Source organism: Yersinia sp. 22-579 (assembly GCF_030433455.1).
Classification (GTDB): Bacteria; Pseudomonadota; Gammaproteobacteria; order Enterobacterales; family Enterobacteriaceae; genus Yersinia; species Yersinia enterocolitica.
In genome coordinates this window covers 84,747-110,541 of record NZ_JAUJTZ010000013.1, presented here as the reverse complement: position 1 = coordinate 110,541, position 25,795 = coordinate 84,747, and the positions used below count along the sequence as shown (strand labels likewise).

Sequence of the window (25,795 nt, the reverse complement as noted above, 5' to 3'; positions counted from 1 at the left end):
GAATAACGAACAAGACTGTCATCATATTCAGAAATAACTGAAAGCGTGGGGAAGGTATAGTTTATGCCATGCCACATGCTAAGCTGTTGTATCTTTTTGCAGAGAGCGGTTAAACGTGAATTTACTCACCATGAGTACTGAAATATTCGTTATATTCATGTTTTCTTTGGCATTTTTATTTGTTGCTCGCAAAGTTGCCAAGAAAATTGGATTAGTTGATAAACCTAATTATCGCAAACGTCATCAAGGGTTGATCCCATTAGTGGGCGGAATATCCGTGTTTGCGGGTATTTGTTTTACCTTTCTGATTACCAACCAGCATATTCCCCATTTTCGTTTATACCTCGGCTGCGCTGGTTTATTGGTGTTCGTTGGTGCTTTAGATGATCGTTTCGATATCAGTGTAAAAATCCGAGCCTTTGTACAAGCATTAGTCGGTGTTGCCATGATGGCGGTCGCCGGGCTTTATTTGCGCAGCTTGGGGCACGCTTTTGGCCCGTGGGAAATGATATTAGGGCCGTTCGGCTATGTCGTCACATTATTCGCAGTATGGGCGGCGATAAATGCTTTCAATATGGTGGATGGCATTGATGGCCTACTGGGGGGGTTATCTTGTGTCTCTTTCGGTGCCATGGGGATTTTGCTCTATCAAAGTGGACAAATGGCATTAGCACTTTGGTGTTTTGCGATGATCGCCGCCATCTTGCCTTATATCTTGCTAAACCTCGGGTTATTAGGCCGCCGCTATAAAGTTTTTATGGGTGATGCGGGCAGTACGCTAATCGGTTTCACCGCAATTTGGATACTGCTACAAACCACCCAAGGCAACGCTCATCCGATTAACCCCGTTACCGCGTTGTGGATTATTGCCATTCCTTTGATGGATATGATTGCCATCATGTACCGGCGTTTACGTAAAGGGATGAGCCCTTTCTCACCTGACCGCCAGCACATCCATCATTTGATCATGCGTGCTGGTTTTACATCACGGCAAGCTTTTGTCCTGATCACTCTGGCTGCGGCTTTGTTAGCTGCTGTGGGTGTTATCGGCGAACGACTGACATTTGTACCCGAATGGGTCATGTTGGCACTATTCTTGCTTGCATTTATATTGTATGGCTATTGCATTAAACGAGCATGGCGAGTGGCACGTTTTATCAAGCGTACCAAGCGTCGGATGCGCCGTGCATCGCAAAATAAGCATGAATCTTAACCAGAGGCTTTTAGGCAGTGATGAAACCAGAATCTATGTCGACTGATAAAACAGGGTCTACCCATAATGAGCCTTCTGTGGATAACGAGTTAGATATCCGCAGCCTGTGCCGTACTCTTTGGCGCGGTAAAGTGTGGATTATCGGTATGGCAATTCTTTTTGCTGCTATTGCGCTGGGTGTTTCCTATCTGGTGAAGCAACAGTGGAGTGCTACAGCCATTACAGACCGGCCAACCGTCAATAACTTGGGTGGCTATTATTCCCAGCAGCAATTCTTGCGTAACCTGGATACTCGAATCAATAGCGCTGCAAGCAGTGAGCAGCCCGGTATTTCCGACGAAGCTTACGGTGAGTTCATCACTCAATTGGCTGCTTACGATACCCGTCGTGATTTTTGGCTACAAACCGATTACTACAAACAACGGGTAGAAGGTGATGCTAAGGCTGATGCCGCATTATTGGACGAGCTGGTGAATAATATTGTTTTCACGCCGCGTGATGATAAAAAAATGCTGAATGACAGCATCAAATTGACAGCGGAAACGGCCTCTGATTCAAATAAATTACTGCGCAGTTACATTGATTTTGCTAGTCAACGTGCGGCTAGTCATTTGAATGATGAGATTGAAGGTGCCTGGGCTGCCAGAACTCAATCAATGAAAGCGCAGGTCAAACGGCAGGAAGCGGTGGCTAAAGCTGTATTCGACCGTGAAGTTGCAGCCGTGGCTCAAGCATTGAAAGTGGCTAGCCAGCAAGGGATTAACCGTAATCAAACGGACACTCCAGCTGAGCAATTGCCTGACTCAAAAATGTTTATGTTGGGTAAGCCGATGCTTGAAGCCCGTTTAGAAACATTACAGGCTACCGGCCCAAGTTTTGATATTGATTACGATCAGAACCGCGCCATGCTGGCAACTTTGAACGTCGGCCCGACACTGGATAAAACATTCCAGACTTACCGCTACTTACGTACGCCAGAAGATCCAGTTACCCGTGATAGCCCACGTCGTGTATTCCTGCTGATTATGTGGGGTGCTATTGGGGCATTGGTGGGTGCCGGTGTGGTGTTGGTTCGTCGCACCAGTCGTACTGAGTAGTAGACTTAAAGTAATGGGCGCATTGTGCGTCCAACTTGCAGGCATTGTCTGCGGCTAACTGACCTTAAAGAGATTCACTGTGAAAGTGTTAACTGTTTTTGGCACCCGGCCTGAAGCCATTAAAATGGCTCCTCTGGTGCATGCCTTGGCTCAGGATGAAGCCTTTGAATCAAGAGTCTGCGTCACCGCCCAACATCGTGAGATGTTGGATCAGGTGTTGCGTTTATTTGAGATTCAACCGGATTATGATTTGAATATCATGAAGCCGGGACAGGGATTAACGGAAATAACCTGTCGTATTCTGGAAGGGCTAAAGCCTGTGCTGGCTGAGTTTAAGCCGGACGTTATCCTGGTACATGGTGATACCACCACGACGTTATCGACCAGTCTTGCTGCATTCTATCACCGCATCCCTGTCGGCCATGTCGAAGCGGGTTTGCGCACTGGGAACCTCTATTCTCCGTGGCCAGAAGAAGCCAACCGTCAACTGACTGGGCATCTGGCCATGTATCACTTTGCACCTACGGAAAATTCGCGACAAAATCTGTTACGTGAAATGGTGCCGGACAACCGCATCTTTGTGACCGGTAATACCGTGATTGATGCGCTGTTCTGGGTGCGGGATCGGGTGATGAATAATCCGGAGTTACGTGCAAGTCTGGCGGACCGCTATCCGTTCATCGATACTAATAAGAAGATGATTCTGGTTACCGGCCATCGCCGCGAGAGTTTTGGTGGTGGTTTTGAGCGGATTTGCAGCGCATTAGCTGAAATTGCACTTAAACATCCTGAGGTGCAAGTGGTTTATCCGGTGCATCTCAACCCGAATGTCAGCGAGCCGGTTAACCGTATTTTGAAAGGGATTGATAATATCATCCTGATCGATCCGCAAGATTATCTGCCGTTTGTTTATCTCATGAACCATGCTTATCTGATCCTGACGGACTCCGGCGGTATTCAGGAGGAAGCGCCTTCATTAGGTAAACCGGTATTAGTCATGCGGGATACCACTGAGCGCCCGGAAGCTGTCGATTCCGGTACGGTTTTGTTGGTTGGCACTAATATTAATAAAATTGTCGATGCAGTGACCCGTTTGCTGACTGATGAAACTGCCTATCATCAAATGACACGGGCGCATAATCCTTACGGTGACGGGCATGCCTGTCAACGCATCCTTGAAGCTTTAAAGAATCATCAGGTGACGCTATGAGTTTTGAAACTATTTCTGTTATCGGTCTTGGGTATATTGGCCTGCCAACTGCTGCTGCTTTCGCGTCGCGTAAGAAGAAAGTGATTGGTGTGGACGTCAACGCCCATGCAGTTGAAACCATTAATCGCGGTGCTATCCATATCGTGGAGCCGGATTTAGATAAAGTGGTGAAGATTGCTGTCGAAGGCGGTTACCTACAAGCCGTAACCAAACCACTGGCAGCAGATGCGTTTCTTATTGCCGTACCGACACCGTTTAAAGGCGATCATGAACCGGATATGGTTTATGTCGAATCAGCCGCTAAATCTATCGCTCCGGTGCTGAAAAAAGGTGACTTGGTTATTCTGGAATCCACCTCTCCCGTCGGCGCGACTGAGCAAATGGCACAATGGTTAGCTGAAGCTCGCCCTGATTTAAGCTTCCCACAGAACGCCGGTGAAGAGGCCGATATTAACATTGCTTATTGCCCTGAGCGCGTATTGCCAGGTCAGGTGATGGTAGAACTGATTCAAAATGACCGCGTTATTGGTGGTATGACACCGAAGTGCTCTGCCCGCGCGAGTGAATTGTACAAAATCTTCCTGGAAGGCGAATGTGTGGTGACTAATTCCCGCACCGCAGAAATGTGCAAGCTGACCGAGAATAGCTTCCGTGACGTTAACATTGCCTTTGCCAACGAGCTGTCGCTGATTTGTGATGAGCAGGGAATCAATGTATGGGAGCTGATTCGCCTGGCGAACCGTCATCCACGCGTTAATATCTTGCAGCCTGGCCCTGGTGTCGGCGGCCACTGTATCGCGGTTGACCCTTGGTTTATCGTTTCGCAAAATCCACAACTGGCCCGCCTGATTCACACCGCTCGTTTGGTGAATGATGGTAAACCGCTGTGGGTTGTTGATCGTGTTAAAGCGGCAGTTGCTGATTGTTTGGCAGCCACTGATAAACGTGCTTCTGAAGTGAAAATTGCCTGTTTCGGCCTGGCATTTAAGCCCAATATTGATGACTTGCGTGAAAGCCCGGCGGTTGAAATCGCCCATCTGATCGCACAATGGCACACCGGTGAAACGCTGGTAGTTGAGCCTAATGTTGAGCAATTACCTAAATCGTTGGTGGGCCACGTAACCTTGAAAGACACCACAACTGCCTTGCAGCAAGCGGATGTGCTGGTGATGCTGGTAGACCACAGCCAATTCAAAGCAATCAAACCTGAAGATGTGAAGCAATCCTGGATTGTTGACACCAAAGGAGTATGGCGTTGAGACGTATTCTGGTCACAGGCGGAGCCGGTTTTATCGGCTCTGCAGTAGTAAGACATATTATTGATTACACCTCAGATAGCGTGGTAGTGGTGGATAAACTCACCTATGCCGGCAATTTGGAGTCATTGGCGGTTGTCGCTCACAGTGAGCGCTACGCTTTTGAACAGGTTGATATCTGTGATCGTGCTGAGTTGGATCGTGTTTTTGCGCAATATCAGCCAGATGTGGTAATGCATCTGGCTGCAGAAAGTCATGTTGACCGCTCTATAGATGGCCCCGCTGCTTTTATCGAAACCAACGTTGTGGGCACTTACCAGATGTTGGAGGCCGCGCGCCATTACTGGCAACCGCTGGATGCTGAGAAAAAATTGGCGTTTCGCTTCCATCATATCTCAACTGATGAAGTGTATGGCGACCTGCACGGAACCGATGATTTATTCACCGAAACAACACCTTATGCGCCAAGTAGTCCATATTCAGCATCCAAAGCATCCAGCGACCATTTAGTTCGTGCCTGGTTGCGGACCTACGGTTTACCGACTTTAGTGACCAATTGTTCTAATAACTACGGCCCGTATCATTTCCCTGAGAAATTGATCCCGTTGATTATTTTGAATGCGCTGGCGGGCAAACCGCTGCCAGTCTATGGCAATGGTGCGCAGGTTCGCGATTGGCTGTTTGTTGAAGATCACGCCCGCGCCTTGTACCAAGTGGTTACCGAAGGTGTGGTGGGTGAAACCTACAATATTGGCGGCCATAACGAGCGCAAGAATATTGAAGTGGTGGAAACCATCTGCGCGTTATTGGATGAATTAGTTCCGGAAAAACCGGCAGGCATTGCTCACTACCGTGACTTGATTACCTTTGTCAAAGACCGGCCAGGCCATGATATGCGTTATGCCATTGATGCCAGCAAAATTGAGCGAGAGTTGGGCTGGCGGCCACAGGAAACCTTCGAAAGTGGCATCCGCAAGACCGTATTATGGTATTTGAATAATAAATCTTGGTGGCAGCGTGTTCAGGATGGTTCTTACGCCGGTGAGCGTCTGGGCTTGAGTGACTGATACTCTTCATCTTTCAAGTCGCAGATGTGTTGGCTGCGCTCGGTCACCCGAATCACTTACTTGTTTAAGTTTATTGGTTATGAGCCTCATCAGAGGCTCACCCTACGGGCTGGTGCAGGCGCTGTTCAGAATGGTTTACGACCAATTTGTCACTCAATTGCCGCCTACCTGCGCCTTGAAGTCTATAGGGTATATCGTTGACTAACTGACGATAGGTTTAACAGTCGACTAATTATTAGGAATAACATCATTCAATATTTTGCATGATGTTTTGTCTATGTATAACGTCTGCCTGATGGTTTCAGGAGATGGTGTGTTTCAGGAGATAGAATGAAAGGTATAATTCTGGCGGGTGGCTCCGGTACGAGGCTGCATCCCATCACTCGTGGTGTTTCTAAACAACTACTTCCCGTCTACGATAAACCAATGATTTATTATCCGCTGTCAGTACTGATGCTGGCCGGGATCCGTGATGTGTTGATTATTTCTACTCCAGAAGATTTGCCGTCTTTCCAGCGCTTGCTGGGTAATGGAGATGAGTTTGGTATTAAGCTGAGTTATGCCGCGCAGCCGAGTCCAGATGGGCTGGCGCAAGCATTTATTATCGGTGAAGAGTTTATCGGCAATGAGTCTTGCTGCCTGGTGCTAGGCGATAATATCTATTTTGGACAATCCTTTAGCCCAAAATTAAGAGCCGTAGCTGCTCGACCGCATGGTGCAACTGTATTTGGCTATCAGGTTATGGATCCAGAGCGCTTTGGTGTGGTGGAGTTCGATGATAACTTCCGTGCTTTATCTATCGAAGAAAAACCGACTCAGCCAAAGTCTAATTGGGCAGTCACCGGTCTTTATTTTTATGATAATCAAGTGATTGATTTTGCTAAGAAAGTAAAGCCATCTTCTCGCGGTGAACTGGAAATAACCAGCATTAATCAGATGTATTTGGAGCGCGGAGAACTGACAGTTGAATTATTGGGCCGTGGTTTTGCCTGGCTGGATACCGGCACCCATGACAGCTTGATTGAAGCCAGTACTTTTGTGCAAACCGTTGAAAAACGTCAAGGTTTCAAGATCGCCTGTCTGGAAGAGATCTCCTGGCGTAATGGTTGGTTGGACGACGATAGTGTAAGACGCGCGGCCACGGCATTGGCGAAAACCGGTTATGGCAAATATCTGTTGGACTTGCTCCATGCCCGTTCACGCTAGTATTGAACTGCTGGCCTGGGAAAGTGAATTTTTCCAGCGCCAAAGTGCAAAACTTAACTTCTCCGACTCAGCCCCGCAACTTAACCCGGCTGAGTTGGATGCTTTTACCCTGACCCAAGCCAAAGTGCCGACCCATCGCCTTGACCTCATTGACTCCCTCGGCCAGCTTGGTTTCAAGTTAGTGGAAGGTGAAGTTGATCTGGCGCTGTTAATTGAGGAAAAAGATGGGGTTGGCACGGAAAATGCTTCATCTGCGATAGATACTGGAACTTATCAACAGCGGCTGGCAACAACCGCCGATATCACGCTATTGCGCAGTGTCGCAGCCCGAGTTTTTGCATTGAGCCGTTTTCGCGCTCCGTGGTATGACCCACAGGACAGCGGGCGATTTTATGCATTATGGGCTGAAAAGGCCGTGCTTGGCACTTTTGACCATCAATGTTTGTTGGTGATGGATACATTGGGTCAGCCAGCGGGCTTTGTGACATTACGCGATTTGCAAGATGGCAGTGCGCGTATTGGCCTGTTAGCGGTATTTCCAGATGCGCAGGGTAAAGGTATAGGTTCATTATTAATGTCGGCGGCAAAGCAGTGGTGCCAGAGTCATAGGTTACACCGGTTACGGGTAGCCACGCAGATGAGCAATGTTGCTGCTTTACGTCTTTATATTCGCAGTGGTGCCTCGATTGAGAGCACCGCGTATTGGTTATGCAGGGGATGAAATGATTCCATTTAACGCTCCACCGGTAGTCGGCACTGAACTGGGTTATATGCAGGCAGCAATCACCAGCGGCAAATTATGTGGCGATGGTGGCTTTACCCGTCGCTGCCAGCAGTGGATGGAGAAACACTTCGATTGCCCGAAAGTCTTGCTAACGCCTTCTTGTACCGCCTCACTGGAAATGGCCGCGTTGCTGTTGGATATCAAGCCCGGCGATGAAGTTATCATGCCAAGTTTCACTTTCGTGTCTACCGCCAATGCCTTTGTGCTGCGCGGCGCAAAAATGGTGTTTGTCGATATTCGTCCAGATACCATGAATATCGATGAAACTAAGATTGAAGCCGCCATTACTGACAAAACCAAGGTTATCGTGCCGGTTCATTATGCAGGCGTAGCTTGTGAGATGGACACCATCATGGCGCTGGCGAAAAAGCATAATTTATTTGTGGTAGAAGATGCCGCACAGGGCGTGATGTCGACTTATAAAGGCAAAGCTCTGGGCACTATCGGCCATATTGGTTGCTTTAGCTTCCATGAAACCAAAAACTACACCGCGGGTGGTGAAGGTGGTGCGACGCTTATCAATGACCCGTCACTGACTGAGCGCGCTGAAATTATCCGCGAGAAAGGGACTAACCGCAGCCAGTTCTTCCGTGGGCTGGTCGATAAATACACCTGGCGTGATATTGGTTCCAGCTATTTGATGTCTGACTTACAAGCCGCATATCTATGGGGTCAGTTGGAAGCAGCAGATCAAATCAACCAACGTCGTCTGGCACTGTGGCACACTTACTATGATGCTTTCAAGCCATTAGCTGATGCCGGGCGCATTGATTTGCCGGTTATTCCTGACAATTTGGCACAAAACGCGCACATGTTTTATATCAAACTGCGTGATATCGAAGAGCGCTCTAAATTTATCAGCTTCCTAAAAGAAGCCGAGATCATGGCGGTCTTCCACTATATTCCATTGCATGCCTGCCCGGCAGGTGAAGAGTTTGGTCGTATGGACGGTGAAGACCGCTTCACCACCAAAGAAAGTGAACGCCTGGTGCGCTTGCCTATCTTCTATAACCTGACTGATGTGAATCAGAGCACGGTCATTAATACTGTTCTGAGTTTCTTCGCCTGATATGTCTCTGGCAAAAGCATCGATTTGGACTGCTGGCTCTACGCTGATTAAGATCGGCGTAGGGCTGTTAGTGGTTAAACTGCTGGCGGTGACCTTTGGCCCTAGCGGTGTTGGGCAGGCGGGTAACTTCCGCCAGCTAATTACGGTATTAGGCGTGTTGTCTGGCGCGGGTATCTTTAACGGCATTACTAAATATGTTGCTGAATACCACCAGCAACCTGAACGTTTGCGAGCCGTGCTGGGGACTTCATCGGCGATTGTGCTGGGTTTCTCAACCCTGCTGGCACTGATCTTCCTGCTGGCGGCCAAACCGGTCAGCATCGCATTATTTGGCCATGCTGATTATCAGAATGTGGTACGGGCGGTGGCGTTTATCCAAATGGGGATTGCTTACGCCAATCTATTCCTGGCTATTCTCAAAGGTTATCGCGATGCGATGGGGAATGCGCTGGCGGTGATTGGTGGCAGCCTGATTGGTGTGGTCGCGTACTATATTTGTTTCCGCATAGGGGGTTATCCCGGCGCGCTGGTGGGGCTGGCATTAGTTCCCGCGCTGGTGGTTATCCCTGCGGCAGCGATGCTGATTCGGCGCAAAACTATTCCGTTAAGCTATCTTAAACTAAGCTGGGACAAAGCATTAGCGAGCCATTTGGGTAAATTTACCATCATGGCGTTGATTACCTCAGTGACCTTACCGGTTGCATATGTGATGATGCGTAACTTGCTGGCTGACCGCTATGGTTGGGATGCTGTCGGGATTTGGCAAGGGGTAAGCAGTATTTCAGATGCTTATCTACAATTTATCACAGCGTCATTTACGGTTTATTTACTGCCGACACTCTCAAGGCTCAAAGCAAAAGCAGATATTTCGCGTGAAATTCTGCGCTCCCTGAAGTTTGTGTTACCGGCAGTCGCGACCGCCAGTTTGATAGTCTGGTTATTACGTGATTTTGCTATCTGGCTGCTATTTTCTCACCAATTTACGGCAATGCGCGACTTGTTCGCCTGGCAATTGGTCGGTGATGTATTGAAAGTCGGTTCTTACGTATTTGGCTACCTGGTGATTGCCAAAGCTTCTTTACGCTTTTACATTTTGACGGAAGTCAGCCAGTTCTTACTGTTGACCGGGTTTGCCCATTGGTTAATCCCAATGAATGGCTCTTTGGGCGCGGCACAGGCTTATATGGCGACTTATATCGTCTATTTTGCGCTCTGTAGCTGCGTGTTCCTTATGTATCGTAGACATTCATCACCGTAAACACTCTTTACAGTAGAAAAAAATGACAACCCTGATTCATGTACTGGGATCTGATATCCCGCACCATAATCTGACTGTATTGCGCTTCTTTAATGATGTGCTGAGCACTCGTGTACCTGCCGAGCAGGCCCGACACTTTATGGTTGCGGCAAAAGAGACCGCCCCTTTCTCATCATTTCCTCAATTGGAAATCGAGACGCACAGCAATAAAAAAACCTTGGCTGAAGCGGTTATTGCCCGCGCGCAGGCCTCCCGCGATACGCGCTTTTTCTGGCATGGGCAGTTTAATGCCACTTTGTGGCTGGCGTTGCTGAGTGGGAAAATCAAACCGTACCAGGTGTATTGGCATATTTGGGGCGCAGATTTATACGAAGATGCCAAAAGCTTGAAGTTCCGCCTGTTTTACCTACTACGCCGTATTGCACAAGGGCGAGTAGGGCATGTTTTTGCCACTCGTGGCGATTTAATTCATTTCCAACAGCGCCATCCGCGCGTACCAGCGTCACTGCTCTATTTCCCAACCCGTATGGATCCGGCGTTAACTGGCGTCAATATTGACAAGCCGCTGGCGGGGCCAATGACTATTCTGGTAGGGAATTCAGGTGATACTACTAATCGGCATATTGAGGCGCTAAAGGCTATTCATCAGCAATTTGGCCCTGATGCCAGAGTGATTTTGCCGATGGGGTATCCAGCCAATAATGAGCTGTATATTGAGCAGGTTAGGCAGGCGGGTCTGGCGTTGTTTGCCCAAGATAATCTGCGCATTCTGACGGAACAGATCCCGTTCGACGATTATCTGAATATCCTACGCGAATGCGATTTAGGCTATTTTATTTTTAATCGTCAGCAAGGTATTGGCACTCTGTGTTTATTGACTCAGTTTGGCGTGCCCTTCGTTTTGAGCCGTAAGAATCCGTTCTGGCAAGATTTAGCCGAGCAGCATATTCCGGTGCTTTTCTACGGTGATTCATTGGACGAGCCATTGATTCGCGAGGCACAGCGCCAATTGGCGGGGCTGGATAAGCACGCTATTGCGTTCTTTAACCCTAATTATATTGAAGGTTGGCAACAGGCGCTGGCACTTGCCGCAGGAGAACACCCATGACGCTGGGGCAATTTGGTGGTCTTTTCAGCGTCTATTTGATAGCCGTTATTTTTATCTTGATATTGACGTATCAGGAGTTTAGGCGGGTACGCTTTAACTTCAACGTGCTGTTTTCAATGCTCTATTTGTTGACGTTCTATTTTGGCTTCCCACTGACTTGCATGCTGGTGTTCCAGTTTGGCGTTGCGGTGGTGCCAGTTGAATACCTGCTGTATGCCATGCTGTCAGCCACAGCTTTTTATGGTATTTACTATGTGAGCTATAAGACGCGGTTGAGTAAGCAACGCAGCCAGCCTCGGGCACCGGTATTTACGATGAATCGGGTAGAAACCAATCTGACCTGGATGCTGCTGGCGCTGGTGGCTATCGGCACGGTAGGGATCTTCTTTATGCAGAATGGCTTTCTGCTATTTAAACTTGATTCTTACAGTAAAATCTTCTCCAGCGATGTCTCCGGTGTAGCACTGAAGCGCTTTTTCTACTTCTTTATCCCGGCGATGTTGGTGGTCTACTTCCTCAGGCAGGATATGCGTGCCTGGTTCTTCTTCCTGGCAAGCACAGTGGCGTTTGGCATCCTGACTTATGTGATTGTCGGCGGCACCCGTGCGAATATCATTATTGCATTCTCATTATTCCTGTTTATCGGTATTGTTCGCGGCTGGATAACGCTGTGGATGCTGGCAGCGGCTGGCGTCTTTGGCATTGTCGGCATGTTCTGGTTGGCCCTGAAGCGCTACGGTTTGGATGTGAACGGCGCAGAGGCGTTTTATACTTTCCTTTATCTGACGCGCGATACTTTTTCGCCGTGGGAAAATCTTGGGTTGTTACTCCAGAATTACGACAAAATAGATTTTCAGGGATTAGCACCGATTATCCGTGATTTCTACGTATTTATTCCCAGCTCCTTATGGCCCGCTCGTCCAGACCTGGTATTGAATACTGCTAATTACTTTACCTGGGACGTGCTTGATAACCACTCAGGGCTGGCAATCTCCCCAACGTTGATAGGCTCCCTGGTGGTGATGGGGGGGGTGCTGTTTATCCCGCTGGGAGCCATTGTGGTGGGATTAATCATTAAATGGTTCGACTGGTTGTATGAACAAGGTAAGGCCGAGAAGAATCGCTACAAAGCCGCCATTCTGCAAAGCTTCTGTTTTGGCGCCGTGTTTAACATCATCGTGTTAGCGCGGGAAGGGTTAGATTCCTTTGTCTCGCGAGTGGTATTTTTCTGTGTGATTTTTGGTGCCTGTTTGATACTGGCGAAATTGTTGTATTGGTTGTTCGATACGGCGGGTTTAATCAAGCAACGGGTGCAGCGCCATATTGGTAAGCCGAAGCCGTTATCCGTACCGCACGAGAGCAGCCAACTGTAAGGATTATGATGGAACAGAATACTGAGATTCCAAAATCTATTGATATTCCCAAATATAGTGTCCGTGGCTTCGACATCTGGGGTTTTCGCGATATGGAGCAGACGCTGGATCATTTGCTGAGCAGTGGCCCGGTGAAAACGGGCACGTTGGTGGCAATGAATGCAGAGAAACTGCTAAAAGCGGAAGATGATGCGGCATTACGTCAGTTGATCACTGAGGCTGAGTATCTGTACGCTGACGGTATCAGTATGGTGCGTGCTATCCGCCGCAAATATCCACAGGCGAAATTGTCACGAGTGGCAGGGGCTGACTTGTGGGAAGCACTGATGCAGCGCGCGGGTCAGCAAGGGGTACCGGTGTTTTTAGTCGGTGGTAAACCTGACGTGTTGGCAGAAACTGAAGCTAAATTGCGTGCGCAATGGAATGTGAATCTGGTCGGGAGCCAGGACGGCTATTTCACACCAGAGCAACGCGAAGCGCTGTTTGCCCGGATTGCTGCCAGTGGCGCGGCAATTGTCACTGTTGCCATGGGGTCACCTAAACAGGAAATGTTTATGCGTGATTGTCGTAAAGTCTACCCTGACGCGCTTTATATGGGGGTTGGCGGGACTTACGACGTCTTTACCGGCCATGTTAAACGTGCGCCTAAGATATGGCAGAACATGGGGTTGGAGTGGCTCTATCGCCTTCTGGCTCAACCCAGTCGTATTCGCCGCCAATTCAAATTGCTGAAATTTGTTGGTTATTATTATAGCGGTCGCTTGTAATAACCTTCTCTACCCGTCGCCCTTCAAGATGCAGGGGTGTTGGCTGCCCTTGCTCACCCCAGTCACTTAGTTATCTAAGCTCCAGGGGATTTGCTCGGTTGCCGCCTACCTGCATCTCGAAGCAACTTGGGTATATATCAGGGGCAAATCGGTCCTGATGCTATGAAACCTTTCCTATCCATTCTCCTGATTAATACCTCCATCTCTTAATTCCATTATGGAATCAATTTAATTTTATTTATTCCATAAAGTTTTAGTTTCTTGTTTGCTTATCTGACTCAGATACGGAACGATACCGGCCGGTTACGGTTCTGTGGTGAGCGCAGCGTTTTTCTATGGGCCGTTTTCCTATTCTTTAATCTGTATTAATAATTAAGCTAAATATTTCATTTGGTCGTTAATCTTATATTGAATAACAACAACAACCGGGAAATCCGGAGCAGACACACCAGTCGGTTTATAGAGGATATATGGCAGACAACGAAGAGAAAAAAGGATTACACCGTGGGCTGGAAGCCCGGCATATCGAACTGATAGCGTTGGGCGGTACCATTGGTGTTGGGTTATTTATGGGCTCCGCCAGTACATTAAAATGGGCTGGGCCGTCGGTATTACTGGCTTATATCATTGCCGGTTTGTTTGTATTTTTCATTATGCGATCCATGGGCGAAATGCTCTATCTGGAGCCAGTTGCAGGCTCTTTTGCCGTTTATGCACATAAGTATCTTAGCCCCTATTTTGGCTACCTGACGGCTTGGGGTTATTGGTTTATGTGGATAGCGGTGGGGATATCTGAAATTACCGCGATTGGTGTATATGTCCAGTTTTGGTTCCCGGAAATCCCCCAATGGTTACCGGCTATTGCTGGGGTGGCGATAGTCGCACTCGCTAATCTCGCGGCGGTCAGGTTGTATGGCGAGCTGGAGTTTTGGTTTGCGATGATCAAAGTGACCACCATCATTGTGATGATTTTGGTGGGGTTAGGGGTTATTTTCTTCGGTTTTGGTAATCATGGCCAACCTATCGGATTTGATAACCTGACGGCGCACGGCGGTTTCTTCGCTGGGGGATGGAAAGGCTTTATGTTTGCGCTGTGTATTGTGGTGGCATCTTACCAGGGGGTTGAATTAGTCGGAATTACGGCTGGCGAAGCCAGAAATCCTCAGGTCACACTAAAACGTGCTATCAATAACATCCTCTGGCGCATCCTGATTTTCTATGTCGGGGCGATTTTCGTGATTGTCACTATCTTCCCGTGGGATGGTATTGGTACCGGAGGTAGTCCGTTTGTACTGACATTTGCCAAGATAGGAATAGTTTCAGCCGCAGGGATTATCAACTTTGTGGTGCTCACGGCGGCGCTGTCGGGTTGTAATAGTGGCATGTATAGCGGTGGGCGTATGCTATATGCCTTGGCGAAGAACCGCCAGTTACCCGCTTGCTTGACCAAACTGTCGGCCAGCGGTGTTCCGGTTTATTGCATTGCAGTCACTATTTTATGTTTGATGGTGGGTTCTAGCCTTAACTACATTATTCCCAATCCACAGCAGGTGTTTGTGTATGTTTACAGTGCCAGTGTGCTGCCGGGCATGGTGCCGTGGTTCGTGGTGTTGGTGAGTCAGCTACGTTTCCGTCAGGCGCATGTTGAGGCACTGAAACAGCATCCGTTTAAATCCATCATGTTCCCCTATGTAAACTACCTCACCATCGCTTTCCTGATTTGTGTGCTGGTGGGGATGGGACTTAACCCGGATACCCGGTTATCTTTGTTGGTTGGGGTGATTTTCCTTGGCTTGGTGACAGCCTGCTATTTTTGCCTGGGAATGCATAAAAAGGTACCTGTCGAAATTAAACGGCTATAAAACCAGCGAACAGGGCGAGGTGAGGGCTATCAATGGCTGACTTTTGCGGCAGAGTGTGCAAAGCGTAAGCAAACACACCATTTCTTCTAAAAAAGCACTAGACAGCCAAGTATTAAAACCGTAGTATCCTCACCCGCAACGGCGCTAAGCGCCCGTAGCTCAGCTGGATAGAGCGCTGCCCTCCGGAGGCAGAGGTCTCAGGTTCGAATCCTGTCGGGCGCACCATTAATTTTGTGTGCAAGAGCTGCGGTGGTAAGATTGCCGCGTACGACGAAGTCGAAGTAGGCTGTAAGTAGTAGGAAGTTATGGTGGCTATAGCTCAGTTGGTAGAGCCCTGGATTGTGATTCCAGTTGTCGTGGGTTCGAGCCCCATTAGCCACCCCAAATTTTGTGGAACATGCGATGGTGGCGGAATTGGTAGACGCGCTAGCTTCAGGTGTTAGTGTCCTTACGGACGTGAGGGTTCAAGTCCCTCCCTTCGCACCACACAAAACATGTAGATTTTATTAAGATTTACATGGACATAGGTCGAAAGACCATGTAGAGTGAACAGTACGAAATCGGCGAGTAGCGCAGCTTGGTAGCGCAACTGGTTTGGGACCAGTGGGTCGGAGGTTCGAATCCTCTCTCGCCGACCAATTTCAGAAGAAACCCCGCAATGCGGGGTTTTTTTTCGTCTGTACTTTGTCCCCGACTTGCTCGTATCAAATCGATTTCCATATTATCTCTCCTCCTGTTTTTCATTCCGCTATCCATCGTTGTATCCGTTCCACTTGCATAAGAAACCGCTGTTGGCGCTCTTTGATCAAATTTGCCTGATGGCAGGAGTCGATCTTCTTTTTATTAGATGAAGTGAAGGGTGTTGGTTTTTTGCGACAAAAGACGAATGCTTTGTCTCTAAATGGAGACGTATAACAGAATGATAAATATAAAGAAAATAATTGATAGCTTATACCGTCGTTTTGTAGCGACAGATCACGTTGGTAGGATTAAACCCAGGATAGTGGAAGTGAGATTTTGTTCTATGAGTGAGCAAGAAAATAAAATTATTAATTATCAGTTAATTATAAGTCTATTTCAGGGTGAATGAGTAAAAAATTGACCTGTTGTAAAACTTGGCACGCTAACTGCATTATCTACTGTGTAGATGCTCATCCCACTTATTATGATAGCCTGGTTTTTATAGCCAATTTAGCTTCATAAACCCAGGGATGACGCAGAGCCGATTTTAGGGTGCCTATTGTCCATGTAAACGATGTTGAATATCTTCATCACATACCGGGCATAACGTTGAGTGAGGCACCGACATTGTTGTCTGTAGACCTGAAAATTTCAGACGCTTGCCCTTATCGGCAAGCGTTTTTTTTTTGCCAACCCTTCGTCCTTGAAGCCGCAGGGCGCACTTACCCGAATCAAGGGTAAAGAAAAGGCCCCCGAAGGAGCCTCAGACTGCGGACAAACCCCAACGACTCGATCTTGCAAGGTGAGGACAGGTAGAAGAGTAAAGCGTCCGCGCCAGGGAAGGCGCGGCTCGAGCCCCCAGGGAAGGGTTTACGGCGTCTTTACGATCTACCTGTTTTCACCGATGCGGGCACTTTGTCATTAACCTCAGGCTCCCAAAGGAGCCTTTAGCTGACGATTAAAGCTGAACCAAGGGGAAACATGCCGCAGGGGTCACTTTTAGTTTCAAACACAAGTACGTGAGCCACCGAAGTACCCTTAGGTGCGGTCGGCCCTTGGCTCACCGATTGATTTGCGTACCATCAAAGTGACTCACCATTCTGCCGCAGTGTGAGCAATAACCCCTCGCGGCGAGCCTGAGCGGCATCCTCAGGGCGGTGTAACTTATCCAGAGCATCAGCCAGCCATGCATAATCATAGCCGTCTGGGCGCTGTGCAAGTGCGGCTTTAAAGGCCTCACTGGCTTTCTCCCATTCGCCGTGTTTCAGCATCAACTGACCCAAAGTGCTATTGAGCAACGGTGTGGCTCCGTGCTGTTTGATGTGCTGGCGTAATGATTTCTCTATTGGCTCTGGGTTGCCGGATTTCAAGCGCGGGATCAACAACACCAGCCGTTCATCATACTGACGTTTCAGACCATCCAAAATGATCTGCTGGGCCACATCACTATCATCACATTCAATCAGATGCTCCGCCAAGGCAACTTGTAGTGGTATCTCATTGCGTACTTTGCGGCTTTGATCTTTCCACCAGCGTTTCAGGCCATCACTTCCTTCTTCTGCCATACACTGATTCATCATGCCAATATAAGCTTGCTGTTCCAGCGCGGCGATTTCCTCGGCGGTGTGTACCTGCACTTTGCTCATCGCGGGTAAAATTTCCAGTAATGAACTGTAAGCACCGGAACGGAGGTAAGCCTGCTCAGCCAGACGCAGCACCTCCGGATGGCGTGGTGCTTGATCCAGGAGCCGATCAACACCATGACGTGCGGCATGAACATGCCCCTGTGCCAGTTGAATCCGCACCCGGGTAATATCGACCGGTAATTGGTCGGTGTCAGCCACTTCAGCCGCCCGTTCCAGATACTGATTGGTACGGAATTCATCACCGCGTTGTTGAGCGGCTTCTGCTGCCAGTAGGTAGTTCACCATGGGTTGTTCGGCGTGATCGGCATTGCGAGTCAATAACTTCTCAACTTGCTTGAAATCACCTTCTGCCAATTTGATAAGTGCCGCTTTGGTTTGCTTACGGGCACGGGTGCGTTTACGGCCGAGGAACCAGCCACGGGTACGTGCACCAGTGCGGAAAATACGGCGCAATATCCATTCCACTATCAGGAACGCCACCAACACTAAGACCAACATAATGACTAAACCGGTCACACTGGTTTCGACGTTATAGTTGTCAGTTTGGATCAATACATAACCCTGATGACCGGCCAGCATGGGGCCAAGGACGATCCCGGCGGTCAGAATGAGGAATAACAGTAACACTCGCAGCATACTTATTCCCCCTGAGCGGCAACTGGCGCTTGTGCCAGTAAGTTACGAACCCGGGTTTGCATCAATTTTTCCAGCATCGGCTGGCTCTTCAATTGATCAGGCACGTCCATTGAAATTGACTGCTGACTCAGGCTCTCCAATTCATCCAGAAACGCCTTGGTATTCGGGTCATTCACATCAAAATAGGCGCGAACCCAGGTAGAAATCGTCTCTAGCGACTGTTTATACACTTCATCCTGATGGCGAGGCACGGCCTGAGCGGCGACCAGCAAGCGGGAACGGATATTTTCACGTAAATAAACGTCCTGATTGGGTGCTAACAGTGGCTCTGCGCTGCTATCGCGGCGGCGGATAGTGATAAAATCTGACATAAAGCTATGCCAGCTTTTGGTGAGATTCTGACGCCACTCGGCTAATGAACTGGACAGCTCATCGCTATTGGCATCCATCGGGGAATCATCAATATTGTTATCGGCGAGACGCAGGTTATCGACCTGATTCGACAATTGATTCAATTTGAGAATAATACCGTCGAAATCGACTTGCGTGACTGCCGAAAGGGTACTGATATCTTCGGTTAAGGCCCGACGCACATCGATAAGGCTTGGGTCATTCATATCAGCCAGACTGGCATCGGCACTTTTCAGTAATGTGGCGGCAGTGGTGACATCCTGATCACTCCAGAGTTTACGCCCTGCCATTTTCACCAGAAAATCAGCTTGTGCCAGTAACCAGGTTTTGGCATCACTTCCTGAAATAGTCGCGACTTTTTCTTGTAACTCGTTTAGTTGGCGCGTCAGCGAGGTTTGTTGGCGGTCAGCTGCTTCCAGAGCTTTGCCTTGTTGTTGCAACAATGACTCTAGCTGCTGTTTTTCCTGCAACTGACTCTGCTTTAATTCGGCTAACTGTTCTTGCAGCGCAATATTTGCCGCTTCTTGTAACTGAGCCTGCTGGTGTCCGTGATAATAAAGCCCGGCACCTAGCGCGATGGCCAGTGCAATAGCAATGGCGCCCAGAATTGGCCCGGATTTTTTCTCCCGGCGGATTTCTGGTTCTGGCTGTTGGTGCCTCTCAGCCGCGGTGGTTGTCTCTTCCACTGGTGCGGATGGGGTATTTTGTTCCGTCATATTGGGCATCCCATAGTCAGGTTTCAGGTTTATTAAAAATCTTGTAGTGCGCGGATCAGCGCATCATTATCAGCATTCTCTGCGACCCGGATATTACTCCAGCCCATTTGGGCTGCTAAAGCCGCCAAACGATCGCTCACGACCACTAACCGGCAGCGGAGCAACCAGGAAGAACGATAATAATCAGGAACTAAAGTATAGATCTGTTGTAGCATTTCGCCGCTGGTAACGACCAGAATATCGACCCCGGAACGCTGCCAGTGCGCACTTTGTTCACTGCCATCATAAAAAATAGGACTGCGTTGATAACACTCGCAAAAAGTCACCGTTGCACCCCGCTCCGTCAGGCTTTCACCAAGAAGCTCTCGCCCGCCATTACCGCGCAATAACAGTGCCTTCTTACCTGTCAGTTGTTGCAGGTCGGGCAATGATAATAGCATCTCGCTGGTTTCTCCCGTTGGGGGGAAGGTGACGTGCAAGCGGCTGGCAGTATGTAATGCTAATGCAGTGTTACGACCAATAGCATAATAAGATAACTGTGCGGGCCATGACAGGTTATTTCTTTTTAACAGCGGGTTAGCGTAGCGAATTGCGTTTTGTGATAAAGCAAAAACCAAATCACCCGCCTGCATATCTTGCAGTAATGCAGGCAGTTTGGGCAGGTCATCGCCGGGTGAGAAATCAATCAAGGGTGCATGATAGGCAACCCGGCCCAGCGCACGCAGGCGGCTGACTAACTGCTCCCCGGCAGGGGATGGACGGGTGACCAGAATCGTCATAGCGGTGGATTATCCTGATAAACCTCAGCCAGTATCTCTCTGGCACCCCGTGATAGCAGCTCATCGGCCAGTTCAACACCCATTTGCTCTGCATTTTCAGCCGACCCTCGGCGTTCACCGCGAATAATTTCACTGCCATCAGGGGCACCGACCAACGCGCGAAGCCACAGAGTATCGCCGTCCAATTCGGCATAACTGCCGATAGGCACCTGGCAACCTCCTTCAAGGCGGGTATTCATGGCGCGTTCAGCGCACACGCGCAATTCAGTCTCGCGATGATTCAATGGTGTCAGTAGTTGACGGGTAAAATTATCATTGAGACGGCATTCAATACCGACCGCACCTTGACCGACCGCAGGCAATGACTCCTCAGCAGGCATGGCATAACGAATTCGCGTTTCCAGTCCGAGGCGTTTGAGGCCAGCAACGGCTAAAATAATGGCGTGGTATTCACCTTTATCTAACTTGGCAAGACGCGTGCCGACGTTACCGCGCAGGTCACGGATAATCAGATCAGGGCGGCGCTCACGCAATTGACACTGACGGCGCAAGCTTGACGTGCCCACAATGCTGCCAGCGGGCAACTCATCCAAATGAGCATAATTTATTGATACGAAAGCATCGCGAGGGTCATCACGCTCACAAATGGTGACCAGACCCAATCCTTCAGGGAAGGCAATCGGGACATCTTTCATCGAATGAACGGCAATATCTGCTCGTCCTTCCAATAGCGCTAGCTCTAATTCTTTAACAAACAAACCTTTACCACCAACCTTTGCCAGTGGTGTGTCCAGAATGATGTCCCCACGGGTCACCATTGGCACCAATTCGACTTGCAGGCCTGGATGATTAGCTTGCAGTAAATGTTGAACATAATGTGCTTGCCATAAGGCGAGCGGGCTTTGTCGCGTGGCAATTCGAATAATTTTGTCTAACATTGCTTGTTACCGTTTTTATATTTTACGGCCCATCCTACCATTGACCGATGAAGGCTGTCAGTGTGGTAGCCACGGCCTTCGCGGTTTTTTGCCTGATACTGGACCATTACGACCATGACTTTGGCAAGAGATAGGCATTATAATTGTGGGGATAGCTTTACTTTCTTTACGGTCAATCGGCAAGGTGTTAGATTGATCACGTTTCCAGCAATAATTCGTTAACTGTTATTCAAACAATATGTCTTCAAACAAAATGTTTTTTGGTCAGTTCAACAAAAACCACATTTTCGCTGAAAGTCAAAAAAAGCCATAAGCGAATCTGGAACACGGTTTTTTTTCTAAGCACCGGAACAATTCTAAGCACCGGAACAACCAGGCGAGACGTCTTGTACCTCTACATCGAGACACTAAAACAGCGACTGGATGCGATCAACCAATTACGAGTCGATCGCGCCTTGGCGGCCATGGGGCCAGCCTTCCAAAAGGTCTACAGTCTGCTACCGACCCTATTACATTGTCATCATCCACTGATGCCGGGCTACCTTGATGGTAACGTTCCCCATGGCATCTGTCTTTTCACGCCCAATGAAACGCAACAGGATTATCTCTCTGAGGTTGAAGCCAAATGGGGCCAACCTTTGCAGCAGAGTGTGGGCGGTGAACTGCCGATTACCGGCGTCTACTCAATGGGAAGCACTTCATCTATTGGTCAGTGCCATACATCTGATCTGGATATCTGGGTGTGTCACCAAGCCTGGCTTGATGCTGAAGAGCGCAACCGCCTGCAAAAGAAATGTAGTCTGCTGGAAAAATGGGCTGCATCAATGGGTGTTGAAGTCAGCTTCTTCCTGATAGATGAAAACCGTTTCCGCCATAACGCCAGTGGTAGTCTGGGGGGTGAGGATTGCGGCTCAACCCAACATATTTTATTGCTGGATGAATTTTACCGCAGTGCGGTTCGTCTGGCTGGGAAGCGTATTCTGTGGAATATGGTCCCGGTTGAAGAAGAAAATAATTACGATGATTACGTGCTGTCGCTGTACGCGCAGGGCGTATTAACGCCGAATGAATGGCTGGATCTGGGCGGTTTGAGCACCCTGTCAGCGGAAGAGTATTTCGGGGCCAGTTTGTGGCAATTGTACAAGAGTATCGATTCGCCTTATAAAGCGGTGCTGAAAACGGTTCTGCTCGAAGCCTATTCTTGGGAATACCCTAATTCTCAACTGTTGGCGATGGAAATCAAGCAGCGCCTGCATGCCGGTGAGATTGTGGCATTTGGCCTCGATGCTTACTGCATGATGCTTGATCGCGTCACCCGCTACCTGACCCAAATTAATGACACCACCCGTTTGAACCTGGTGCGTCGTTGTTTCTATCTGAAAGTGTGTGAGAAATTATCCCGAACCCCCGCAAGTGTGGGCTGGCGGCGTGAAATTCTCAGCCAATTAGTCAGTGAATGGGGCTGGAGTGACGAGAGTCTGGCGGTGTTGGATAACCGTGCGAACTGGAAGATTGAACGGGTGCGTGAAGCACATAACGAGCTGTTAGATGCCATGATGCAAAGCTATCGTAATTTGATTCGCTTTGCGCGGCGTAACAACTTGAGTGTTAGCGCCAGCCCGCAGGATATCGGCGTTCTGACCCGGAAACTGTATGCGGCATTTGAAGCCCTACCGGGTAAAGTGACGCTGGTTAACCCACAAATTTCACCGGATCTTTCCGAAGAACACCTGACCTTTATTCATGTGCCAGCGGGCCGTGCTAACCGTCCGGGCTGGTATCTGTATAACCAAGCGCCGTCGATGGAGACGATTGTCAGCCATCAGCCGCTGGAATATAACCGTTATCTGAATAAATTAGTGTCATGGGCCTATTTCAACGGCTTGTTGACCAGCAAAACGCGCCTGCATATTAAAAGTGCCAATCTGTGCGATACCGTCAAACTGCAAGAGTTGGTGACCGATATCTCTCACCACTTCCCATTGCGTCTGCCAGCGCCGACACCTAAAGCGCTGTATAGTCCGTGCGAGATTCGCCATTTAGCGATTATCGTCAATCTGGAACATGACCCAACTGCCGCTTTCCGTAATCAAGTGGTGCATTTTGATTTCCGTAAACTGGATGTTTTCAGTTTTGGCGAGCAGCAACAGTGCCTGGTTGGCAGTATTGATTTGTTGTACCGCAATTCATGGAATGAAGTGCGGACGCTGCATTTCAGCGGTGAACAGGCGGTATTGGAAGCACTGAAAACTATTTTAGGCAAAATGCATCAGGATGCGGCTCCGCCAGAATCCGTGGATGTATTCTGCTATAGCCAACACTTACGTGGCTTGATTCGTACCCGTATCCAGCAATTGGTTTCTGAATGTATTGAACTGCGCTTGTCCAGTACCCGCCAGGAACCAGGCCGTTTCAAAGCGGTGCGAGTTTCCGGTCAAACATGGGGCTTGTTCTTTGAGCGCCTGAGTGTCTCGGTGCAGAAATTGGAAAATGCCGTCGAATTCTATGGCGCGATATCCAATAACAAGTTGCATGGGTTATCGATTCAGGTCGAAACCGATCAAATTCATCTGCCACCCGTCGTGGATGGTTTTGCCAGCGAAGGGATTATTCAGTTCTTCTTCGAAGGCACTGCAGATGAGAAAGGATTTAACATTTATATCCTGGATGAGACCAACCGTGTTGAGGTTTATCATCATTGCGAGGGCAGTAAGGAGGAGTTAGTGCGGGATGTTAGTCGTTTCTATTCATCTTCCCACGACCGCTTTACTTACGGCTCTAGCTTTATCAACTTCAACTTGCCGCAGTTCTACCAAATTGTGCAGCTAGATGGTCGAACTCAGGTGATTCCTTTCCGTAGCAATGCGTTGTCTCATCTGCATATTGCTGATAAAGAAACCTCCTCGCCAGCGCAGCAGTTTCAGCTACATTGATTTCCCCTGTGTCCTTGAAGCCGCAGGGGTGTTAGCTGCGCGCGCTTACCCGAATCACTGACTTGAGTCAGCTCATCGGGATGCGTTTACTGGCTGCCTACCTGCAACTCCAATGACTTTGGGTAAACTAAACCCCGAGGCCTTGACGCCGCAGGGGTTAGCTTGAGCGACTAGCTAAAACTTACGATTTCGCCAGCTTGCGCGGTCGCTGCTTCGGATAGCTTGGTAAAGAACTCTTCGCCGCTGCGCGAGCAATACCAGTGCCCTTCGCGGTAATCAAAATGATAACCACCCGCTTTAGTTGCCAACCATACCTGATGTAATGGCTCCTGGCGGTTGATAACAATCTTGCTGTCATTCTCAAAAGTCAGAGTCATCACCCCGCCATTGGTTTCATAATCGATATCGCTATCGCCACTAAAACCATCCAGTGTTTCTTCAATGCAAAGCATCAATTGATCGGCTAACTGATGAAACTCGCTGTCGTTCATATTCAATTCCTATTGCTTTTCATGATCCACCTGCGATTATAGAGGCCTTGGACGCGTGAATCACAGGCAATAACACATTTACCGGCGTCAAAACAATTTACAGGCGTTAAAAAATGAAAAAGAAACTATGTTGGCCACTGACTGCGATGATGGTGTTCGCGTTGAGCGGTTGTGGTCTGAAAGGCCCGTTATATTTCCCACCGGCAGATAAACCCAAGGTCGAAACGACAAAACAAGACAGCGGCCAGGTCGATAAAAATCAGCAGGGTTTACCGGGCGATTCAAAGCCAACCCAAAGTATCGCTGGGCCACAGTGACAATCCTTTACGCCGCCAGATTGAGTCAGTACCGAATGTAGCCAGTACCGAAAATTTAGCCGGTCAATAAAAGTCAGCGGAGTATGAAATGCAGTTCTCCAAAATGCACGGTCTTGGCAACGACTTTATGGTTGTCGATGCAGTTACCCAAAATGTTTACTTTTCGCCGGAGTTGATCCGCCGATTAGCAGACCGGCACACTGGCGTGGGCTTTGATCAAATGTTGGTGGTTGAGCCACCTTATGATCCTGAGCTGGATTTTCACTACCGTATTTTTAATGCCGATGGCAGCGAAGTCTCTCAGTGTGGCAATGGCGCGCGCTGTTTTGCCCGTTTTGTCCGACTGAAAGGGCTGACCAATAAACGCGATATCAGTGTCAGCACCCAAACCGGTCGTATGATATTGAGTGTGACTGAAGACGAACTGGTGTGCGTCAATATGGGCGAACCCAATTTCGAGCCGCAGAGTGTTCCTTTCCGTGCGGCTAAAGCTGAAAAAACCTACATTTTGCGTGCCGCCGAGCACACCGTGTTATGTGGTGTCGTTTCGATGGGCAATCCTCATTGTGTGATGCAGGTTGATGATGTTTCGGTTGCCAATGTTGCCTTGCTAGGCCCAGTATTAGAAAGTCATGAGCGCTTTCCCGAACGGGCTAATATCGGCTTTATGCAGGTTGTGAGCCGTGAACATATCCGCTTGCGGGTGTATGAGCGCGGAGCCGGTGAAACTCAGGCTTGTGGTAGCGGGGCTTGTGCGGCCGTGGCGATTGGTATTCAGCAAGAATTGTTGGGTGAAGAGGTGCATGTTGAATTGCCGGGTGGCAGTTTGCATATCAGCTGGAAAGGGCCGGGTCACCCGCTGTATATGACCGGGCCGGCCACCCATGTGTATGATGGCTTCATTCATCTATAGTATACCCGTCATACTTCAAGCTGCATGTGTGTTGGCCGCCTTCATGCAACTCGAATTATTTAGG

21 protein-coding genes and 4 tRNA genes are annotated in these 25,795 nt (G+C 48.8%); 20 read left to right on the top strand and 5 right to left on the bottom strand.

The features are described 5' to 3' along the window. Positions 1-115 precede the first annotated feature (115 nt). The 17 genes from wecA to QSV56_RS16195 all read left to right on the top strand — a co-directional run bounded on the left by wecA (position 116) and on the right by QSV56_RS16195 (position 15,908). A complete protein-coding gene (gene wecA, locus QSV56_RS16275) occupies positions 116-1,213 on the top strand; it encodes a UDP-N-acetylglucosamine--undecaprenyl-phosphate N-acetylglucosaminephosphotransferase (protein ID WP_019080213.1) in 1,098 nt (365 codons plus the stop codon). 20 nt (positions 1,214-1,233) lie between these two features. Beyond that, positions 1,234-2,310, top strand: a complete 1,077-nt coding sequence (gene wzzE, locus QSV56_RS16270) for an ECA polysaccharide chain length modulation protein (RefSeq protein ID WP_019080212.1) — start codon at positions 1,234-1,236, stop codon at positions 2,308-2,310. Between the two features lie 79 nt (positions 2,311-2,389). Beyond that, positions 2,390-3,520: a non-hydrolyzing UDP-N-acetylglucosamine 2-epimerase gene (gene wecB / locus QSV56_RS16265; RefSeq protein WP_046695575.1), complete on the top strand. Its 1,131-nt coding sequence runs from the start codon at positions 2,390-2,392 to the stop codon at positions 3,518-3,520. Further along, positions 3,517-4,779, top strand: coding sequence for a UDP-N-acetyl-D-mannosamine dehydrogenase (gene wecC, locus QSV56_RS16260; protein WP_019084355.1), 1,263 nt, complete (start codon positions 3,517-3,519; stop codon positions 4,777-4,779). The genes wecB and wecC overlap by 4 nt, the downstream gene beginning before the upstream one ends. Further along, positions 4,770-5,843 (top strand): dTDP-glucose 4,6-dehydratase, encoded by a 1,074-nt coding sequence (gene rffG, locus QSV56_RS16255; protein WP_172666022.1) that lies wholly within the window; start codon positions 4,770-4,772, stop codon positions 5,841-5,843. Before wecC ends, rffG begins: the two co-directional genes overlap by 10 nt. A 330-nt stretch (positions 5,844-6,173) precedes the next feature. After that, positions 6,174-7,049: a glucose-1-phosphate thymidylyltransferase RfbA gene (rfbA, locus tag QSV56_RS16250; RefSeq protein ID WP_019080208.1), complete on the top strand. Its 876-nt coding sequence runs from the start codon at positions 6,174-6,176 to the stop codon at positions 7,047-7,049. Continuing rightward, positions 7,033-7,770, top strand: coding sequence for a dTDP-4-amino-4,6-dideoxy-D-galactose acyltransferase (rffC, locus tag QSV56_RS16245; RefSeq protein WP_301212978.1), 738 nt, complete (start codon positions 7,033-7,035; stop codon positions 7,768-7,770). The genes rfbA and rffC overlap by 17 nt, the downstream gene beginning before the upstream one ends. Before the next feature lies 1 nt (position 7,771). After that, the gene (gene rffA, locus QSV56_RS16240) at positions 7,772-8,902 is read left to right on the top strand and encodes a dTDP-4-amino-4,6-dideoxygalactose transaminase (RefSeq protein WP_046050009.1); all 1,131 of its coding nucleotides are present in this window, start codon (positions 7,772-7,774) and stop codon (positions 8,900-8,902) included. A 1-nt stretch (position 8,903) separates the two neighbouring features. Further along, positions 8,904-10,160, top strand: a complete 1,257-nt coding sequence (gene wzxE, locus QSV56_RS16235; RefSeq protein ID WP_005176202.1) for a lipid III flippase WzxE — start codon at positions 8,904-8,906, stop codon at positions 10,158-10,160. Between the two features lie 22 nt (positions 10,161-10,182). Next, on the top strand, positions 10,183-11,268 hold the full coding sequence (locus tag QSV56_RS16230; RefSeq protein ID WP_050132273.1) for a TDP-N-acetylfucosamine:lipid II N-acetylfucosaminyltransferase: 1,086 nt from the start codon (positions 10,183-10,185) through the stop codon (positions 11,266-11,268). Beyond that, complete coding sequence (gene wzyE, locus QSV56_RS16225; RefSeq protein ID WP_050158550.1) at positions 11,265-12,641, top strand: ECA oligosaccharide polymerase; 1,377 nt, start codon at positions 11,265-11,267, stop codon at positions 12,639-12,641. Before QSV56_RS16230 ends, wzyE begins: the two co-directional genes overlap by 4 nt. 8 nt (positions 12,642-12,649) lie before the next feature. Beyond that, on the top strand, positions 12,650-13,408 hold the full coding sequence (gene wecG / locus QSV56_RS16220) for a lipopolysaccharide N-acetylmannosaminouronosyltransferase (protein ID WP_019080203.1): 759 nt from the start codon (positions 12,650-12,652) through the stop codon (positions 13,406-13,408). Positions 13,409-13,878: 470 nt separating this feature from the next. Next, positions 13,879-15,270: an amino acid permease gene (locus QSV56_RS16215; RefSeq protein ID WP_019080202.1), complete on the top strand. Its 1,392-nt coding sequence runs from the start codon at positions 13,879-13,881 to the stop codon at positions 15,268-15,270. A gap of 148 nt (positions 15,271-15,418) precedes the next feature. Then, positions 15,419-15,495, top strand: a tRNA-Arg gene (locus QSV56_RS16210). An 83-nt stretch (positions 15,496-15,578) separates the two neighbouring features. Further along, positions 15,579-15,654, top strand: a tRNA-His gene (locus QSV56_RS16205). A gap of 15 nt (positions 15,655-15,669) precedes the next feature. Next, positions 15,670-15,756, top strand: a tRNA-Leu gene (locus tag QSV56_RS16200). Positions 15,757-15,831: 75 nt separating this feature from the next. Next, positions 15,832-15,908: transfer RNA gene (locus QSV56_RS16195), tRNA-Pro, on the top strand. 1,125 nt (positions 15,909-17,033) lie between these two features. On the opposite strand, the gene hemY is transcribed toward QSV56_RS16195, so the two are convergent. Genes hemY through hemC form a run of 4 tightly spaced genes read right to left on the bottom strand, consistent with a single transcriptional unit; the run spans position 17,034 to position 21,077 of the window. After that, positions 17,034-18,233 carry a protoheme IX biogenesis protein HemY gene (gene hemY / locus QSV56_RS16190; protein WP_011815337.1) on the bottom strand — a complete coding sequence of 400 codons (1,200 nt, stop codon included), beginning with the start codon at positions 18,231-18,233 and terminating at the stop codon, positions 17,034-17,036. A 2-nt stretch (positions 18,234-18,235) separates the two neighbouring features. Beyond that, positions 18,236-19,360, bottom strand: a complete 1,125-nt coding sequence (hemX, locus tag QSV56_RS16185) for a uroporphyrinogen-III C-methyltransferase (protein ID WP_005176188.1) — start codon at positions 19,358-19,360, stop codon at positions 18,236-18,238. A 32-nt stretch (positions 19,361-19,392) separates the two neighbouring features. Continuing rightward, positions 19,393-20,139: a uroporphyrinogen-III synthase gene (gene hemD, locus QSV56_RS16180; RefSeq protein ID WP_046050013.1), complete on the bottom strand. Its 747-nt coding sequence runs from the start codon at positions 20,137-20,139 to the stop codon at positions 19,393-19,395. Further along, positions 20,136-21,077: a hydroxymethylbilane synthase gene (gene hemC, locus QSV56_RS16175; protein WP_046050014.1), complete on the bottom strand. Its 942-nt coding sequence runs from the start codon at positions 21,075-21,077 to the stop codon at positions 20,136-20,138. The genes hemD and hemC overlap by 4 nt, the downstream gene beginning before the upstream one ends. 386 nt (positions 21,078-21,463) lie before the next feature. Here hemC and QSV56_RS16170 point away from each other — a divergent pair, with 386 nt between their 5' ends. Beyond that, on the top strand, positions 21,464-24,010 hold the full coding sequence (locus tag QSV56_RS16170) for a class I adenylate cyclase (RefSeq protein ID WP_046050015.1): 2,547 nt from the start codon (positions 21,464-21,466) through the stop codon (positions 24,008-24,010). Positions 24,011-24,180: 170 nt separating this feature from the next. On the opposite strand, the gene cyaY is transcribed toward QSV56_RS16170, so the two are convergent. Beyond that, on the bottom strand, positions 24,181-24,501 hold the full coding sequence (gene cyaY / locus QSV56_RS16165) for an iron donor protein CyaY (protein ID WP_046050016.1): 321 nt from the start codon (positions 24,499-24,501) through the stop codon (positions 24,181-24,183). A 113-nt stretch (positions 24,502-24,614) separates the two neighbouring features. Here cyaY and QSV56_RS16160 point away from each other — a divergent pair, with 113 nt between their 5' ends. Continuing rightward, entirely contained in the window at positions 24,615-24,818 is a 204-nt protein-coding gene (locus tag QSV56_RS16160) for a lipoprotein (RefSeq protein WP_019080195.1), read from the top strand. Between the two features lie 88 nt (positions 24,819-24,906). Continuing rightward, the gene (dapF, locus tag QSV56_RS16155) at positions 24,907-25,731 is read left to right on the top strand and encodes a diaminopimelate epimerase (RefSeq protein ID WP_005166111.1); all 825 of its coding nucleotides are present in this window, start codon (positions 24,907-24,909) and stop codon (positions 25,729-25,731) included. Positions 25,732-25,795: the final 64 nt, after the last annotated feature.